Origin of the sequence: Devosia sp. LjRoot3, assembly GCF_964252865.1 — a bacterium.
In the GTDB taxonomy this organism is placed as follows: domain Bacteria; phylum Pseudomonadota; class Alphaproteobacteria; order Rhizobiales; family Devosiaceae; genus Devosia.
This window is the reverse complement of the sequence record NZ_CAXUPK020000002.1, coordinates 782,596-797,993: the sequence shown is the minus strand read 5'-3', so window position 1 is coordinate 797,993 and position 15,398 is coordinate 782,596. Positions and strand designations below refer to the sequence as shown.

Here is a 15,398-nt window from a genome sequence, read left to right as displayed (position 1 = left end):
GCGGCGATGCTGCGGTCAGGGCCGAGGAGGAGAAGGCCATGCGTAAGTCAGCCGACCAATTGCGTTCGGCGCGCTGGTTCGCGCCAGATGATTTGCGGAGTTTCGGCCACCGCTCGCGGCTGATGCAGCTCGGCTATTCGGAAGCCGACTTCATGGGCAAGCCCGTGATCGGCATCCTCAACACCTGGTCCGAACTGAACGCCTGCCACAGCCATTTTCCGGAACGCGTCGAAGCGGTAAAGCGCGGCGTCCTGGCAGCCGGCGGTTTCCCGGTCGAACTACCGACCCTCTCGGTCGACGAGAGTTTTACAAAACCCACCTCGATGCTCTACCGCAACCTCCTCGCCATGGAGGCGGAGGAGAACATCCGCTCGCACCCGCTTGACGGCGTGGTGCTGATGGGCGGCTGCGATAAGACCACGCCCGGCCTCGTCATGGGCGGTATCACCGCCAACGTGCCGATGATCTATCTGCCGGCCGGCCCCATGCTGCGCGGCAATTATGCCGGCAAGCCGCTGGGTTCGGGCTCCGACGCCTGGAAATACTGGGACGAACGCCGCGCCGGCAATGTCACCGACGAGCAGTGGCAGGGCCTGCAAGGCGGTATCGCCCGTTCCGCCGGCGTCTGCATGACCATGGGCACGGCCTCCACCATGACCGCCATCGTCGACGCCATGGGCCTCACCCTGCCCGGCGCCTCCTCAATCCCCGCCGTCGATTCCGCGCACCAGCGCATGGCCGCCGATTGCGGCCGCCGCATCGTCGACATGGCCTGGGACGATCTGACGCCCGCCCACATCGTCACCGAAGCATCGGTTCGCAATGGCGCCATTGTCGCCATGGCCACCGGCTGCTCGACCAATGCTGTGGTGCACCTCATCGCCATGGCCCGCCGCGCCGGCGTCGAACTCTCGCTCGACGATCTCGATGCGCTCGGCCGCACCACCCCGCTCATCGCCAATGTCCGGCCCAACGGCCAGGGCTACCTGATGGAAGACTTCTACTTTGCCGGCGGCCTGCGGGCACTGATGACGCAGATCGTCGATCGTCTGCATCTCGGCGCCATCACCGTCAACGGCAAGACCCTCGGCGAAAACCTCGAAGGCGCCGTGGTCTACAACGCCGACGTCATCCGCCCGCTTTCTAATCCTGTCTATCACGAGGGTTCCCTGGCGGTTCTCCGCGGCAATCTCTGCCCCGACGGCGCCGTCATAAAGCCCGCCGCCTGCGACCCGAAATACTACCGCCACCAGGGCCCGGCGCTGGTCTACGATTCCTATGCCGAGATGAAGGCCGCCATCGACGACGAAAACCTCGACGTCACGCCCGACCATGTCCTCGTGCTGCGCAATGCCGGCCCGCTCGGCGGCCCCGGCATGCCCGAATGGGGCATGCTCCCCATTCCCAAGGCGCTCATCAAGCAAGGCCACCGCGACATGCTGCGTATCTCCGACGCCCGCATGTCCGGCACCTCCTACGGCGCCTGCGTGCTCCACGTCGCCCCGGAATCCTATGTCGGCGGCCCGCTGGCTTTACTCCGCACCGGCGACATCGTCCGCCTCGACCTCGACAATCGCCGGCTCGACATGCTTGTCGCCGAAGACGAATTGGAACGCCGCCGCGCCGCCTGGACCCCGCCTGCTCCGCGCTTCGAACGCGGCTGGGGCTGGATGTATTCCAAGCACGTCACCCAGGCCGACAAGGGCTGCGACTTCGACTTCCTCGAACGCGGCTTTGGCGCAGCCGCGGGCGAACCCGACATCTACTGAACCGAAAGGCGCGACATGCGACGCACGCTCGACCAGGCCCTCACCGGCATCTCCGGCATTCTCGTCACGCCCTATGACGGGAACGGCGACATCGCCCCGCAAAAGCTGGTGCCGGTTCTCGACCGCGCCCTCGGCGCCGGTCTCCACATGCCGGTGGTCAATGGCAATACCGGCGAATTCTACGCCCTGACGACAGACGAAGCCTCCACCATGGTGCGCGAAGTCGTCGCCCTCGTCGCCGGCCGCGCGCCCGTGCTCGCCGGCGTCGGTCGTGGCATCCGCGACGCGCAGTCCCTGGCCAAAACGTCAGCCAACGCTGGCGCTACCGCCCTCATGGTGCACCAGCCGCCCGATCCCTTCGTCGCCCCTCGCGGCATCGTCGACTACCTCAAGGCAATTGCCGACGCCTCCGGCGGCCTGCCGATGATGCTTTATCTGCGCAACGACGCCATTGGAACCAAGGCCATTGCCGATCTCTGCGCGGTACCGGGCGTCAAAGGTGTGAAGTGGGCAACGCCCAATCCGCTGAAACTCGCCGAAGCCAAGGCGGCCTGCGATCCCGACATCGTCTGGGTCGGCGGCCTCGCCGAAGTCTGGGCCCCTGCCCTCTACGCCGTCGGCGCCCGCGGCTTCACCTCTGGCCTCATCAACGTCTGGCCCGAACGGTCCCTGGCCATCCACGCCGCGCTCGATGCCGGCGACTATGTCAGCGCCAACAAGCTCATCGCCGGCATGAAGGCCTTTGAGGATATCCGCGCCGAAGAAATGAACGGCACGAATGTCACCGGTGTAAAGGCCGCGCTGCAAGCCCTCGGCCGAGATTGCGGTCCAACCCGCCCGCCCTCCGCCTGGCCCCTGACCAAGGCGCAGCAGGACAAGCTCGAGGCGTTCATTGCGGAGAACGGGCTGCACTAGCAGCCGCCCGCTCCCAATCACCGCCATCACCACCGCCACCGCACGTCATCCTCGGGCTTGACCCGAGGACACTTCACTTAAGACCGCGCAGCAAGTGCAGAGCCCTCGGGTCAAGCCCGAGGGTGACGATCTGTGCATGGCGGCAGTTCAGGTGCACGCTCCCACCCATCGTCATTGCCGGGCCTGTCCCGGCAATCCATCTCGCCTCCGCATGGACCACCGGGACAAGCCCGGTGGTGACGATAGAGGGGAGAGTTCTGATGCTGGAGCGAAACCGCTAGTCCCTCACCAGCCGCAACAACGCCACCAGTGCCGCCTCATACCCATAAGCCCCAAGCCCCGCGATCACCGCGTCCGCCCGCATCGACACATAAGACTTGTGATAGATCTGCTCGCGCTTGTGGATATTGGAAATATGCAGCTCGATCACCGGCCCCTCGAACATTTTCAGGGCATCGAGTAGCGCCAGCGAGGTGAAGGTGAAGGCGGCGGGATTGATGACAATCCCTGCCCCCTCGTCGATCGCCTCATGCACGAGCCCGATCAGCGTCTCCTCGCTATTCGTCTGCCGGAAGATGATCGGCCGATCACCAACCACCTTTCGGCAGTTCTCCTCGATCTCGGCCAGCGTCGTCGTGCCATAGATATGCGGCTCACGCTTGCCCAGACGATTGAGATTGGGCCCATTCAGCACATAGACCGGCTTCATGGCGTGACACCCGCATAGCCGAACATGCGCGGCAGCCACAGCACCGTTTCCGGCACGAAGGTGAAGACGATCAGCGCCCCGATCAGCGACCACAGGAAGGGCATGACATCGCCGATGATCGCCCGCATGGGGGAGCCCGATATGCGCGTCATGATGAAGAGCAACAACCCATAGGGCGGCGTAATCAGCCCCAGCATGATGTTGACCACCGCCACGACACCAAAATGCACCATGTCGATACCCAGCGCTTGCGCCGTCGGGATCAGCACCGGCACGATGACCAGCAGGATCGTCGTCCCCTCCAGCACGCAGCCGAGCACCAAGAGGATGATATTGACGATGATCAGGAAGGTGACGGGGTTGAGATCCCACGAAAGCAGGATGGCGCTGATGGTGCGCGGAATGTTTTCCACCGTCACCACATAGTTGAACACCAGCGCCCCGGCGATCAGCATGCCGATGGAGGCCGTGGTCTTGGCGCTCGTCAGCACCGATTGATAGAGCTCCGGCGCTTTCACTGCGCGATAGATGAAGGCCGAAACCAGCAGCGCATAGGCGGCAGCCACAGCTGCTGCTTCGGTCGGCGTGGTGATACCGCCATAGATGCCATACATCAGCACCACGGGCATGAAGAGCACCGGCAGCGCTTCCCACGTCATCTTGGGCAGCTTGCGCAGCGGCACGGGCTCTTCAACCGGAAAGTTCTTGATCCGCGCGGTAATGGCGATCTGCACCATCATGACGCCAGCCATGAGCAGGCCCGGCACCACACCGCCCAGGAACAGGTAGCCGATGGACGTATCGGCCACGAGCGCATAGAGCACCATGGGAATGGAGGGCGGAATGATCGGCCCAATCACCGCCGTGACAGCGGTCAGCGCAGCAGCATAGGAGGGGGTATATTTCCCGTCCTTGGTCATCATGTGCTGCATCATCTTGCCCGAGCCAGCGGCATCGGCCACGGCCGAGCCCGACATGCCGGCAAAGACGATCGACTGCAGCACATTGACCTGCGCCAGTCCCCCGCGGAAGCGACCGACCAGCGCGTCACACCATTTCAGCAAGCGATCAGAGAGCGTGCCCGAATTCATGATCTCGGCCGCGAGAATGAACAGCGGCACAGCCAGCATGATGTAGTTGGAATACATGCCGTTGAGGAACTGCTCGGCGACAATGCCGGGGTCCTGTCCGCGCATGAAGAGATAGAGGACAGACCCGCAGATCATGGCGAGACCCATGGGCAGGCCAAGGAAGGCCAGGACCGTGAGAAGGCCAAGAGAAAGGCCGAAGGCCAGAGAAATCGTCATACGCCGGAACTCGCCTTGGTGGGGTCGAACTCGTTCGCCTTGCTGCCCCATGCCGCCTGATAGGCGAGGCAAAGCTGGCGCACGATCATGGCGACCGCGAAGATGCCGTAGATGGAATAGAGGTAGTCGAAGCGGATTTTCAGATACGCCGTCTTCTCGACTTTCATGAAAGCGATGTAGTCGATGACCGCGGGCAGCGAGATCGAGAACAGCACGACCAGCGACAGGCTACTGATGAGCACCATGACCCGGCGCGTGCGCGGCCCGGCGGCGCTGTAGAGAATATCGAAGCGGATTTCCTCGCTGTCGCGCACGACGAAGGCGGTGCCGAACAGCACCATCCAGAGCCACATCATGACGCTGATCTCATGCGTCCAGCCGATCGGCAGGTTCAGCAGATAGCGGAAGACGATCTGGATGATGAAGACCACGAACATGGTCGCCAGCATGGCCGCAAGCAGGTTTTCGGCGCGGGCATAAAGCCATCGGCCGATTGAATGGAAAGAGGTGGTCATGGTGGGCTCCCGCTACCGGTCTCGCCGACCGGTACATTTCAAGTGGGGCGGCACCGGCTGGCGGCGCCGCCCCTGGCGGAGGAGAGTTTTAGAGCGCGTTGATCTTGTCGACGACGCCTTCCGGCCAGTCCTTGGCCAGATCGCTGTCGAGATAGACCTTTTGCGCATGGGCGCGGAACGCGTCGACATCGGGCGTATTGATGGCAAGGCCAGCGCCCTTGAACTGTTCCACCAGCGCCGCCTCGCGTTCAAGATGCGCCTTCTGGCTGAAGTCGATGGCAGCGGTTGCGGCAGTCGTGAACTCAGTCTGCTGTTCCGGCGTCATCGCGTCCCAGGCACTCTTGGAAATCACCAGAAGATCAAAGCCGACGAGATGCGAGGTGAGGACGATCTGGTCCATCACTTCGTAGAACTTCATGTTCTCAACGTTCGGGAGCGGATTGTCCTGGCCGTCGATGGCACCGGTCTGAAGGCCGGTATAGACTTCGGCATAGGCCATGGGCGTCGGATTGGCGCCGAGCGAAGTCCCGAGGAACTGCCAGGCATCGCCGCCAGGCATGCGCAGCTTGATGCCGGCCATATCGGCTGGCGTCTTGATTTCCTTGTCGCCGCGCAGCCCCACCTGACGGGCACCGAAATAGGTCGGCCCGAGAATGTGGATGCCGAGCTGTTCTTCGGCCATGGCCTTGAATTCGGCGCCAACTTCGCTGTCAAAGAAGGTGCGCAGGTGATCCGCATCACGGAAGAGATAGGCCGAGGTAAGAACCGACCAGGCCGGGATCTGGTTGGAAATATCCTGCGGAGCGATATTGCCCATTTCGAGATTGCCGCGCTGCAGCGCGACGAGCTCGGTGCCCTGCTTGAAGAGATTGCCGCCATAATAGGGTTCGAGCGTGGCGATATCGGCGATCTGCGAGCCCAGGAGCTGGGTCATCTCGGCGCGAATATCCTGCTCGGAGAACACAGCGGAGAAGCGCAGCACAGGCTTGTCCTGCGCCATGGCCGGAAAAGCAGCCGCCAGCAGAAGCCCGCCGACCATAAGGGCGCGGCGCGAAAGCAAAAGGTTCATATCTATTCCTCCCTTGGGGGAATACCCCCGTTCCGGATTGTCCGGGACGGCCAATGGTCCTCTCCATCGGCTTGGCGTCACTTTGTACGAACTAGTACGTTCATGTCAACTATGGCTGAGACTCTTTGTTCAGGTCTCTTTCATTTCACCATTGGTTTTCGTATATATCAGATATTCCTGATTTTACCAGATGCATGATGATGAACGGACCTGAGGCGGAAAACGAGCAGACAATCGGCGAAGCGACCTATCTGCGCCTGCGCGCCGACATCATCGCCTGCCGACTGGCGCCGGGGCAGAAACTCAAGCTCGAACCCCTGCGCGAAACTTACGGCGTCGGCGTCAGCACGCTGCGCGAAATCCTCAATCGGCTGGCGAGCGAAGACCTGGTGGTCGCCGAAGGACAAAAGGGATTCGTCGTCGCCCCGGCGACGGCTGCTGACCTGCGCGAAATCGCCGACCTCCGCCTGCTACTCGAAAGCCACGCCTTGCAACTCTCGTTCCGCCGCGGCGATCTCGAATGGGAAGGCCGCGTCGTTGCCGCCCACTACAAGCTCGCCACCATCGAAAAGCAGTTGCTGGCCGGCGAGGCCAAGCAGACCAGCGATTGGGTGCGCTACGATTTCGCCTTCCACAATGCGCTGATCTCGGCCTGCGGCTCAAAAGCCCTGCTCGATCTCCACGCGGCGATCTTCGACCGCTTCCTGCGCTATCACATGCTGGCCGTCAGTTTTCGCGGGGTCGGCGTGGTGGATGACCACAAGGCCATGTTCGAACTGGCGCTATCGCGAAATATCGATGGCGCGCTCGCCATGCTGGCAAGCCACGTCAATCGCGGCGTCGAACATGTGTTGGCAACCGGCCGCCTCAGCACTCAGGCATAGGCGGCAAAGGTTTTGGCCATTTCCCCGGCATCCGGCTCCGTGCCGGAAAACAGGCGGAAGGCACGCACGGCCTGATAGACGGCCATGCCGCCACCCGGCAGAACGCGGCAGCCAAGTGCTCGCGCCGCTTTGATCAACTCGGTCTCGCGCGGAAAATAGATGATGTCGGCGACCCATTGATGTGGCTTGAGCAGGGCCGGATCGAAGGGCACGCCTGGCAGCTTCTCCATGCCCACTGGTGTTGCATTGACGATACCCGCTGCAGACCCCACGACTTCGGCGAACCGATCCGGTGCGAGCGCCCGCGTCAGGGTACCATTGGCGCGCGCCACCTGACCGGCGAGAGCTTCAGCCCGCTCCAGATCCACATCGATGATATCGATCTGCATAGCGCCGAGTTCGGCGAGGGCCTGTGCGACAGCCGCCCCGGCCCCACCGGCGCCCACCTGAACCACGTGATTGACCGGCACAACGCCGAGCCCCTGGCGCAGGCTTTGGGCAAAACCGTAGCAATCGGTATTGTGCCCCGTCGCCCCAAAGGCGTTGAACACCACTGTATTGACCGCGCCGATGGCCGAGGCTCCGCCGGAGAGTTCATCGAGCAGCGGAATGATCGCCTGCTTGAACGGATAGGTGACATTCACCCCCCCAAAGCCAAGCTGCTGAACGGCATCGAGAACACTGCCAAGATCGGCGTCTTCGAGCCCCAACCGGTCGAAATCAATGAGGTCGTAGCGATAGCCAAGCCCCAGCCGCCGACCCTCGGCCTCATGCATGATCGGGGTCAGTGACGCCCCGATGCCTCGCCCGAGCAACCCGATATGCACGCCCGGCCCGGGAGCAACCGTGGTGGCGCGCTCGCCCTCGACATACGCCAGGGCTTCGCGCACGCGATCAATGTGACTGGGCAAAGGTCCTGCTCCCTCAAGCGGGGGCCTCAACACCCTTCCGCTCTTGTTTTCGTGCTCGCCTCGCCGCTACAAACGATCTCAGGCGATTTGCCCCACAATGTACGAACTGGTTAGTTTAGTCAATTCTGGGGTTCGAGGAGAAAGGCTTATTGCCATGTCGGATTCCGAGGCCCCGCTGACCAAGGCGGGTCGCAAGGTGCCAACGCGCCAGCAGGACCCGGAAGGGACGCGCCAGAACATCATCGAAGTGGCGAGCCAGGAATTCGCGCTCAATGGCCTCTCCGGCGCCCGCATCGACGAAATCGCCGCCAAGACGCGCTCGAGCAAGCGCATGATCTATTACTATTTTGGCGACAAGGAGGGCCTCTACCTCTCCGCCCTCGAAAACGCCTATGCCGAAGTGCGCGAAGGCGAGGCCAAGCTCGACATCGCCGGTCTCTCCCCCGTGGAAGGCCTCAAGCGCCTCGTGGAGTTCACTTTCGAGCACCACCATCAGCACGAAGACTTCATCCGCATGGTGATGATCGAAAACATCCACCACGGCGAATTTTTGGCCCGCTCGAACCTCGTGCGCGACCTAAACGTGACCGCCATCGCCCATATCCGCGACCTCTACGAGCGTGGCCTTAGGGACGGAAAATTCCGAGAAGGTCTCGATCCCCTCGAAATCCACTGGCAGATTTCGGCGCTCTGCTTCTTCAACGTCTCCAACCGCGCGACCTTTTCGCAATTGTTCGGCCGCGATTTCGGCGCGGAAGAGTCTCAGCAGCGGCTGAAGGCGAACACGGTGGAAATGGTCCTGCGCTTCGTCGCGAAACCCGAAGCGGTGAAATAAGAGAAGCCTGCCCCTCAGGGCAGGCTTGCTGCATTCATCATCTCTGCCACGGTGCCGATGCCGATGGCGAACAGCACCAGTGCCATCAGGATAAGCACGGCGAGCACGCCGCGCTCGAGGTCGCTATCGAGCCAGCGGTTGCGCCTGCCGCGGCTCTGCCAGTGTCTGCGGTAGCGCATTTATCCAGCCATCCAGGCAACCATCCCCGCGGCCGCGCAAAAGGGCACGCAGATGAAGAGGATCAGCAGGGCGACACCCTTGTCGGCATTGCGCGCCTGCTTTTCGTCGGCAGGCTGCGTGCGCGGGCTCATGACATTGCCCCCAATTGCAGCCGCAATTCGCCACCCTTCACGCTGACAAAGCCGCTCTGACCCAGCAGCGCCTGCAGATCGACGGCGCCGGCAGGAACATGGGCGACGACTTCGCTGGCGCCGGCAATCTCGGCCCGTGCGATGCTGGTTTCGAGCAGCAGCCGACCAATACCGCGATGCCGCGCCGAGGCATCAACCCCAAGCCAGGCAAGGCGCGCGACATCGGCGCCCTTGTGGTGCCAGGTGACAATGGCGCCCACCAGAAGCTGGCATTCGGTCGCCACCAGCACATGGGCATCTTCGGCCTGCAACAGGGTCTGCCAGATCGGATGCTCGCCGCCCAACCCACCGGGCAGCCGCTCCGACAAGGCCCAGAGCGAATGAGCATCGCCCGGCCGCCCTTCATGGAGGCGCGCAAAGGTTTCAAGGTGCGTCATGGAAAGAGCGAGGGACATGGCGCGCCCTCACAAACCGCTGAAGAAGGCGACGGCCACGAGGCCCGCCAGCACGATCGAACAGGTGATCAAAACAAACTTGCCACCTGCGGCCTCATAGGGCCGGCCAACGGTCTCATGGTCGCGATAATAGAAAAGGTAGTACGGCGGGCGCATGTTCCCAGCACTCCATATTGGTTGCAAAGGGAACCTAGGTCCGGCGCGCGTAAAGTTTCCATTCGAGATGCGGGCGCGCGTATAAAGCCGGCATAAGGTTCGGCCTAAACCACCGCGCGTCATCCTCGGGCCCGACCCGAAGACACTTCGCTTTGCGACCGCATCGCGAGTGCAGAGCCCTCGGATCAAGCCCGAAGGTGACTATCCGGGATGACAAGACCCCACCCTCATTCCCTCCCCAAAAGGGGGAGGGAGGCGCTTGCCTCGATCTCCCGGTTCCTTCGTCTCCCTCCCCCTTGTGGGGAGGGATCAAGGGTGGGGTCTGCGAGCCCCCGGACATACGCCCCCCTCTTCGCCCTCACCGTGTCATCCTGCGAAAGGATCTACATCGTTGAACAGAGATTCCCGCTTTCGCGGGAATGACGCCGTGGGTAGAAAGCAAGGCGCGGAGCATTTCGCAATTGCTGCTCCCAGCAGGAGCGAGACGATAGAGACATCCCAATTTGCTGCTGTTCCTCCTCTCTCCTCTCTCCTCCTCTACTCCTCTCTTCCCCTCTCTTCCTCTCCTCCCTCCTCTCCTCCTCTCCTCCTCTCTTCCTCTCCACCCTCCTCCCCACCCCAATCCCCTTCCCCCCCAATCCCCAATTGACCGATGCCTCTCGCGCCCCTACTTTGTACGAACTAGTTCGTTCAGGAATTTTGCGATGAAGACTTCGATTGCGACCGTCTCGATCAGCGGCGATCTCAGGGAGAAGCTCGAAGCCATTGCCGCGGCTGGGTTCGACGGCGTCGAAATCTTCGAGAACGACTTTCTTGCCTACGACCGCAGCCCCGCCGACGTGCGGAAAATGGTCGCCGACCTCGGCCTCGACATCACCCTCTTCCAGCCTTTTCGCGATTTTGAAGGCCTGCCCGAGCCGCAACGCCGCCAGGCCTTTGAGCGTGCCGAACGCAAGTTCGACCTCATGCAAGAACTCGGCGCGCCCCTGATGCTCGTCTGCTCCAGCATCGCCCCCGCCGCTCTCGGCGGCATCGACCGTGCCGCCGCCGATTTCCGCGAGCTGGGCGAACGCGCCGCCAAGCGTGGCCTGAAAGTCGGCTATGAAGCCTTGGCCTGGGGCCGCCACGTCAACGACCACCGCGACGCCTGGGAAGTGGTCCGCCGAGCCGATCACCCCAATGTCGGCCTCATCCTCGACAGCTTTCACTCCCTGTCGCGAAAGATCGATCCCGACACGATCCGCTCCATCCCCGGCGACAAGATTTTTATCGTCCAACTCGCCGACGCCCCTGCGCTCGACATGGACCTCCTCTACTGGAGCCGCCACTTTCGCAACATGCCCGGCGAAGGCGACCTGCCCGTCGTCGACTTTGCCCGCGCCGTTGCAGCCACCGGCTACAACGGCCCGCTTTCCCTCGAGATCTTCAACGACCAGTTCCGCGCCGGCTCCCCCCGCACCATCGCGCTCGACGGCCATCGCTCGCTTGTCTTCCTCATGGATCAGCTGCGCGAAGCCGAACCCGAAGTCGTGCCCGCCGCCGATGCCCTGCCCCCGCGCGTCGCGGTAAAAGGCGTCAGTTTCGTCGAGTTCACCGCCGACGAGACCGAAGCCGAAACCCTGCGCACCATGCTCGGCCAATTGGGCTTTGCCCGCACCGGCAAACACCGCAGCAAGAGTGTCGAGCGCTTCAGCCAGGGCGAGATCAACATCGTCGTCAACACCGAGCGCGAAGGCATGGCCCATGCCGCCTATCTCACCCACGGCACCTCCGCCTATGCCATGGGCCTCAAGGTCGCAGACGCGAACGCCACCCTCGCTCGCGCCAAGGCGCTCGATGCCCAACCCTTTGCCCAGCGCGTCAATCCCGGCGAACTGACCATCCCCGCCATCCGCGGCATCGGCGGCGGCCTGCTCTATTTCCTTGATGATCGGTCGGATCTCGCAAAAGTCTGGGACGTCGAATTCCAACCCGAGCCCGCCAGCACGACCGGCGCCAGCCTCACCCATTTCGACCACATCGCCCAGACGATGAACTACGAAGAGATGCTCACCTGGATCCTCTTCTACCGCTCCATCTTCGTAGTCGACAAAGGCCCCATGGTCGACGTGGTCGATCCCTCGGGTCTCGTCCGCAGCCAGGTCATCGAAAGCCCCGGCGGCGAATTGCGCCTGACCCTCAACGGCGCCGAAAGCCACCGGACGCTCGCCGGCCACTTCATCGCCGAAACCTTTGGCTCCAGTGTCCAGCACATCGCCTTTGCCTCAAGCGACATCTTTGCCACCGCCGCCGCCCTCAAGGCGAGCGGCCTGCCGGTGCTCGAAATTTCAAAGAATTACTATTCCGACCTAGAGGCCCGGCTTGGCCTCGGCGAGGAGATGATCGCCCGGCTCGCTGCCAACAACCTGCTCTATGATCGTGACGCCGGCGGCGAGTATTTCCAGATCTACGCCCAGAGTTTCGGCGAAGGCTTTTTCTTCGAAATCGTCGAGCGGCGCGGAAACTATGCCGGCTATGGCGCCGTCAACGCGCCCTTCCGGATTGCCGCGCAAAAGCGGGCAATCCGGCCAGCGGAGATGCCGCGGGTCTAGACCCTAAGTCAGCACCACGTGCTGCGTCAGTTCCTCGATCGTCGTATCGGCCTTCGCCACATCGAAGACCTTCGTGCCATGGCTCATGATCACGAAGCGATCGCAGACCTGGTAGGCATGGTAGAGATTGTGCGTCACCAGCACGCTCGACACACCCTCGGCCTTGAGCTTCAGAACCTGATTGAGCAGCGCCTCCGTCTCGCGCACCGATAGCGCCGAGGTCGGCTCATCGAGCAGCAGCACGCGCCGCTTGAAGAACACGGCCCGTGCAATCGCCACGGCCTGCTTCTGCCCGCCCGAAAGATCGCCCACCAGCTTGTCCGGGCTGTCGATACCCGAAATATGCACGGCGCTTTCCAGCACCTGCATGGCGATCTCGCGCATCTTTTTCAGGTCCAGGAACCCAAACCGATCCGTCAGCTCGCGCCCAAGGAAGATATTTCGCGAGATCGAGAGGCAATCGACCAGTGCCGTGTTCTGGTAGATCGTCTCGATCCCCGCCTCGGCACTGTCGCGACGATTGGCAAAAGTCTGTCGCTGTCCATCCACCGAGATATAGCCCGAGCTCGGCTGATGAATGCCCGAGATCATGTTGACCGTCGTCGACTTACCGGCGCCATTGTCACCAAGCAACCCAACGACCTCGCTGTGCCCCACCTGAAACGACAGGTCCGTCAGCGCCTTCAGCGGCCCAAAGGTCTTGTTGATATTGTGCAGCTCAAGCAGGCTCATGACTCGGCTCCCCGGCGATCAAGACCGTGATTGAAGATCGAGGCAGCAACGATCAGCGTGGCGATGAACATGTCGAGATAAAAGCCTGGCGCGCGCATCAGCAGCAGCACGTCGGTAATGGTGAAGATCAGCATCACCCCGAGGAAGACGCCGAGGATCGAGCCACGGCCACCCCGGAGGGAGAGCCCGCCGATGACGCAGGCCGCAATCGCCTGAAGCTCCAGCCCTGCACCCTGCCCCGGCTGCACCGAGCCGACGCGCGTCGTCGCCAGAATACCGGCAAAGGCCGCCATGACTCCCGCAATGGCGAAGGCGATCATCTTGATCCGCCCGGTATTGACCCCGATTGCGGTCGCCGCGGCTCGATTGCCGCCCGTCGCAAAGATGTGGTTGCCCAGGCGATGGCGATGCAGCACCGCCCAGAAGGCGAAGCACAACACAATGAACCAGATGAAGGCGGCATTGATGCCAAAAATCGTGCCCGAGAACAGCGCGTTGAAAACGGGGTTCGGATCGAACCGCACCTGCACAGCGCCATTGATCAGCAGCACGGCGCCGCGCCAGAACAGCAGACCGCCTAGCGTGACGATAAAGCTTGGCAGATGAAATCTGAGCGTAAGAAACCCGTTGCCAAGCCCGATGACTGCACCGACCAGCAGCCCAACAGGCGCGGCGAGAAACGCGTCAACACCCGCGCCCACCAGCATAGCCATGATAACGGCCGTCAGCGTATAGACAGAGCCGATGGAGAGATCGAACTCCCCGGCGATCATCAAGACGCCGGCCCCAAGGGCGAGGCAGCCGAGCACCGGCACCGAGCGCATCATGATGCCCATATTGGCCGATGAGAGATAACGGAAGTCGTCGGGGAACAAGAGCCCGGCGACAATGCAGCCAAGCTGCACGACGAGGAAAACCAGCAGAATGGCGCCCGCCGGCATGCTGAGAAGGCTATGGAGCCACTCTCCTGCCGAGCGCCGGGGCGCGACGGCCCGGTCATGGGTCATATCGGTCACGTTTTTATCCAGTTGTTTAAGCACTCAGCGCCCGTGCCCTTCCTTCACCGCGTCATTCCCGCGAAAGCGGGAATCTCGGGATGCAGCGGCAGGGATTCCCGCTTTTGCGGGAATGACGCCGTGGAAAATTGGGTGGGGCCGAAACCCCACCCGGACGATTACCGATAGGAGCCGATGAGCGGCTTGACGGTGCCGATGCGGCCCTGGTCGAGGAACGCCCCCTGACCGGTGTCGACGTCGGTCGGCGTCAGGCCATAGCGCGCAGCCATGGCGATCTGGGCGATCGGATAATAGCCCTGCAGATAGGGCTGCTGGTCCATGGTCGCGAACATCGCGCCAGATTCGACCGCATCAGCGATTTCCACGGCAAGGTCAAAGCCACCAAACGGCACTTCCACACCCGCATCCTTGATGGCGCCAGCGCCAACCGTAGAGGTCACCGAACCCGTGCCGAACACGGCCTTGATGTCGGGGTTGGCGATTAGCGCCTGCGCCATGATGTTCTGCGCTTCCGCCGGATCAAGACCGGCACGCACCGTCTCAACCTTGATGCCATGTTCACCCATCGCCTTTTCGATGCCGCCGCCGCGCGCCACGGCAAAGCTCGCTTCGGGAATTTCGCGCGGATTGAAAACGGTGTCGCCTTCCTTGAGCCCAAACGCCTCGATCATGCGGATGCCGAGTTCATAGCCGCTGTCGAATTCGTTCATGCCGACATAAGCCTGGCGGCAATTGCCGGCGGCGCCTTCGAGGTCATCATTGTTGAAACCGATGACCACGACGCCAGCCTCGACGGCCGCACAGATGCTGTCGTCAAAGGCGTCGGACGACGAAATGGCAACCGCGATACCATCAACGCCCGTTGCCACGGCGGTATCGATCAGGTCGTTCTGGCGCACCGGATCGTTGTTGGCATATTGCACGTCGAGATCGACGTTGAAGGCAGCGGCGGCGTCTTGGGCGCCCTTCACCACTGGATTGAAGAACTGCACGCTGGGATCGAGATAGATGATCATGGTCGCCTTGACGGGCTCCTGATCCTGCGCCAGCGCACCGCCAACGGTTGCGAACAGGGCGCAACCGGCCAGCAGAGCGGCTTTTGACTTGGTCAACTTCATCGCTTAATCCTCCCTTTGGATTGTGGCGGGCCCTCCTCAGGTCCCGCTTCGGGCGGCGTGCTCCGACCAAAGATTGCGCCGCCAGATTCTGGCATTCCCACCACG

The 15,398-nt window shown here is 62.5% G+C and carries 17 protein-coding genes; 5 read left to right on the top strand and 12 right to left on the bottom strand.

What is annotated here, in order from left to right; genetic code table 11:
• Positions 1–38: 38 nt before the first annotated feature.
• On the top strand, positions 39–1,769 hold the full coding sequence (gene araD / locus ACSQ2A_RS10755) for an L-arabinonate dehydratase (protein WP_436072224.1): 1,731 nt from the start codon (positions 39–41) through the stop codon (positions 1,767–1,769).
• A 15-nt stretch (positions 1,770–1,784) separates the two neighbouring features.
• On the top strand, positions 1,785–2,684 hold the full coding sequence (locus tag ACSQ2A_RS10750) for a dihydrodipicolinate synthase family protein (RefSeq protein WP_436072223.1): 900 nt from the start codon (positions 1,785–1,787) through the stop codon (positions 2,682–2,684).
• Between the two features lie 277 nt (positions 2,685–2,961).
• On the opposite strand, the gene ACSQ2A_RS10745 is transcribed toward ACSQ2A_RS10750, so the two are convergent.
• The 4 genes from ACSQ2A_RS10745 to dctP all read right to left on the bottom strand — a co-directional run bounded on the left by ACSQ2A_RS10745 (position 2,962) and on the right by dctP (position 6,284).
• Positions 2,962–3,393 (bottom strand): type II 3-dehydroquinate dehydratase, encoded by a 432-nt coding sequence (locus tag ACSQ2A_RS10745; RefSeq protein WP_436072222.1) that lies wholly within the window; start codon positions 3,391–3,393, stop codon positions 2,962–2,964.
• Positions 3,390–4,700 carry a TRAP transporter large permease gene (locus tag ACSQ2A_RS10740; protein WP_436072221.1) on the bottom strand — a complete coding sequence of 437 codons (1,311 nt, stop codon included), beginning with the start codon at positions 4,698–4,700 and terminating at the stop codon, positions 3,390–3,392. Before ACSQ2A_RS10740 ends, ACSQ2A_RS10745 begins: the two co-directional genes overlap by 4 nt.
• Positions 4,697–5,215 carry a TRAP transporter small permease gene (locus ACSQ2A_RS10735; RefSeq protein ID WP_436072220.1) on the bottom strand — a complete coding sequence of 173 codons (519 nt, stop codon included), beginning with the start codon at positions 5,213–5,215 and terminating at the stop codon, positions 4,697–4,699. Before ACSQ2A_RS10735 ends, ACSQ2A_RS10740 begins: the two co-directional genes overlap by 4 nt.
• 88 nt (positions 5,216–5,303) lie before the next feature.
• Complete coding sequence (gene dctP, locus ACSQ2A_RS10730) at positions 5,304–6,284, bottom strand: TRAP transporter substrate-binding protein DctP (protein ID WP_436072219.1); 981 nt, start codon at positions 6,282–6,284, stop codon at positions 5,304–5,306.
• A 197-nt stretch (positions 6,285–6,481) separates the two neighbouring features.
• On the opposite strand from dctP, the gene ACSQ2A_RS10725 reads away from it, so the two are divergent.
• Positions 6,482–7,168, top strand: a complete 687-nt coding sequence (locus ACSQ2A_RS10725) for a GntR family transcriptional regulator (protein ID WP_436072218.1) — start codon at positions 6,482–6,484, stop codon at positions 7,166–7,168.
• Here the strand turns inward: ACSQ2A_RS10725 and ACSQ2A_RS10720 are convergent.
• A complete protein-coding gene (locus ACSQ2A_RS10720) occupies positions 7,159–8,079 on the bottom strand; it encodes a shikimate dehydrogenase (protein WP_436072217.1) in 921 nt (306 codons plus the stop codon). The genes ACSQ2A_RS10725 and ACSQ2A_RS10720 overlap by 10 nt on opposite strands.
• Positions 8,080–8,233: 154 nt before the next feature.
• Here ACSQ2A_RS10720 and ACSQ2A_RS10715 point away from each other — a divergent pair, with 154 nt between their 5' ends.
• Positions 8,234–8,914, top strand: a complete 681-nt coding sequence (locus ACSQ2A_RS10715) for a TetR/AcrR family transcriptional regulator (RefSeq protein WP_436072216.1) — start codon at positions 8,234–8,236, stop codon at positions 8,912–8,914.
• A gap of 14 nt (positions 8,915–8,928) precedes the next feature.
• Here ACSQ2A_RS10715 and ACSQ2A_RS10710 read toward each other — a convergent pair whose 3' ends face one another.
• The 4 genes from ACSQ2A_RS10710 to ACSQ2A_RS10695 are packed head-to-tail and all read right to left on the bottom strand — an operon-like array spanning position 8,929 to position 9,836.
• Positions 8,929–9,093, bottom strand: coding sequence for a hypothetical protein (locus ACSQ2A_RS10710; protein WP_353922821.1), 165 nt, complete (start codon positions 9,091–9,093; stop codon positions 8,929–8,931).
• Positions 9,094–9,225, bottom strand: a complete 132-nt coding sequence (locus ACSQ2A_RS10705; protein WP_436072215.1) for a hypothetical protein — start codon at positions 9,223–9,225, stop codon at positions 9,094–9,096.
• Positions 9,222–9,680 (bottom strand): GNAT family N-acetyltransferase, encoded by a 459-nt coding sequence (locus ACSQ2A_RS10700; protein WP_436072214.1) that lies wholly within the window; start codon positions 9,678–9,680, stop codon positions 9,222–9,224. Before ACSQ2A_RS10700 ends, ACSQ2A_RS10705 begins: the two co-directional genes overlap by 4 nt.
• Positions 9,681–9,689: 9 nt before the next feature.
• Complete coding sequence (locus tag ACSQ2A_RS10695) at positions 9,690–9,836, bottom strand: hypothetical protein (protein WP_295415152.1); 147 nt, start codon at positions 9,834–9,836, stop codon at positions 9,690–9,692.
• 704 nt (positions 9,837–10,540) lie between these two features.
• On the opposite strand from ACSQ2A_RS10695, the gene ACSQ2A_RS10690 reads away from it, so the two are divergent.
• On the top strand, positions 10,541–12,427 hold the full coding sequence (locus tag ACSQ2A_RS10690) for a bifunctional sugar phosphate isomerase/epimerase/4-hydroxyphenylpyruvate dioxygenase family protein (RefSeq protein ID WP_436072213.1): 1,887 nt from the start codon (positions 10,541–10,543) through the stop codon (positions 12,425–12,427).
• 3 nt (positions 12,428–12,430) lie between these two features.
• Here ACSQ2A_RS10690 and ACSQ2A_RS10685 read toward each other — a convergent pair whose 3' ends face one another.
• The 3 genes from ACSQ2A_RS10685 to ACSQ2A_RS10675 all read right to left on the bottom strand — a co-directional run bounded on the left by ACSQ2A_RS10685 (position 12,431) and on the right by ACSQ2A_RS10675 (position 15,293).
• Positions 12,431–13,159: an ATP-binding cassette domain-containing protein gene (locus ACSQ2A_RS10685; protein ID WP_436072212.1), complete on the bottom strand. Its 729-nt coding sequence runs from the start codon at positions 13,157–13,159 to the stop codon at positions 12,431–12,433.
• A complete protein-coding gene (locus ACSQ2A_RS10680) occupies positions 13,156–14,100 on the bottom strand; it encodes an ABC transporter permease (protein WP_436072282.1) in 945 nt (314 codons plus the stop codon). The genes ACSQ2A_RS10685 and ACSQ2A_RS10680 overlap by 4 nt, the downstream gene beginning before the upstream one ends.
• Positions 14,101–14,333: 233 nt before the next feature.
• Positions 14,334–15,293 (bottom strand): sugar ABC transporter substrate-binding protein, encoded by a 960-nt coding sequence (locus tag ACSQ2A_RS10675; RefSeq protein ID WP_436072211.1) that lies wholly within the window; start codon positions 15,291–15,293, stop codon positions 14,334–14,336.
• Between the last annotated feature and the right edge of the window lie 105 nt (positions 15,294–15,398).

What these genes read in the sequence shown, in the direction of transcription:
- araD (WP_436072224.1), top strand. Translation starts at nt 39, where the DNA reads ATGCGTAAGTCAGCCGACCAATTGCGTTCGGCGCGCTGGTTCGCGCCA.
- ACSQ2A_RS10750 (WP_436072223.1), top strand. Translation starts at nt 1,785, where the DNA reads ATGCGACGCACGCTCGACCAGGCCCTCACCGGCATCTCCGGCATTCTC.
- ACSQ2A_RS10745 (WP_436072222.1), bottom strand. Translation starts at nt 3,393, where the DNA reads ATGAAGCCGGTCTATGTGCTGAATGGGCCCAATCTCAATCGTCTGGGC.
- ACSQ2A_RS10740 (WP_436072221.1), bottom strand. Translation starts at nt 4,700, where the DNA reads ATGACGATTTCTCTGGCCTTCGGCCTTTCTCTTGGCCTTCTCACGGTC.
- ACSQ2A_RS10735 (WP_436072220.1), bottom strand. Translation starts at nt 5,215, where the DNA reads ATGACCACCTCTTTCCATTCAATCGGCCGATGGCTTTATGCCCGCGCC.
- dctP (WP_436072219.1), bottom strand. Translation starts at nt 6,284, where the DNA reads ATGAACCTTTTGCTTTCGCGCCGCGCCCTTATGGTCGGCGGGCTTCTG.
- ACSQ2A_RS10725 (WP_436072218.1), top strand. Translation starts at nt 6,482, where the DNA reads ATGATGAACGGACCTGAGGCGGAAAACGAGCAGACAATCGGCGAAGCG.
- ACSQ2A_RS10715 (WP_436072216.1), top strand. Translation starts at nt 8,234, where the DNA reads ATGTCGGATTCCGAGGCCCCGCTGACCAAGGCGGGTCGCAAGGTGCCA.
- ACSQ2A_RS10710 (WP_353922821.1), bottom strand. Translation starts at nt 9,093, where the DNA reads ATGCGCTACCGCAGACACTGGCAGAGCCGCGGCAGGCGCAACCGCTGG.
- ACSQ2A_RS10705 (WP_436072215.1), bottom strand. Translation starts at nt 9,225, where the DNA reads ATGAGCCCGCGCACGCAGCCTGCCGACGAAAAGCAGGCGCGCAATGCC.
- ACSQ2A_RS10700 (WP_436072214.1), bottom strand. Translation starts at nt 9,680, where the DNA reads ATGTCCCTCGCTCTTTCCATGACGCACCTTGAAACCTTTGCGCGCCTC.
- ACSQ2A_RS10695 (WP_295415152.1), bottom strand. Translation starts at nt 9,836, where the DNA reads ATGCGCCCGCCGTACTACCTTTTCTATTATCGCGACCATGAGACCGTT.
- ACSQ2A_RS10690 (WP_436072213.1), top strand. Translation starts at nt 10,541, where the DNA reads ATGAAGACTTCGATTGCGACCGTCTCGATCAGCGGCGATCTCAGGGAG.
- ACSQ2A_RS10685 (WP_436072212.1), bottom strand. Translation starts at nt 13,159, where the DNA reads ATGAGCCTGCTTGAGCTGCACAATATCAACAAGACCTTTGGGCCGCTG.
- ACSQ2A_RS10680 (WP_436072282.1), bottom strand. Translation starts at nt 14,100, where the DNA reads ATGCCGGCGGGCGCCATTCTGCTGGTTTTCCTCGTCGTGCAGCTTGGC.
- ACSQ2A_RS10675 (WP_436072211.1), bottom strand. Translation starts at nt 15,293, where the DNA reads ATGAAGTTGACCAAGTCAAAAGCCGCTCTGCTGGCCGGTTGCGCCCTG.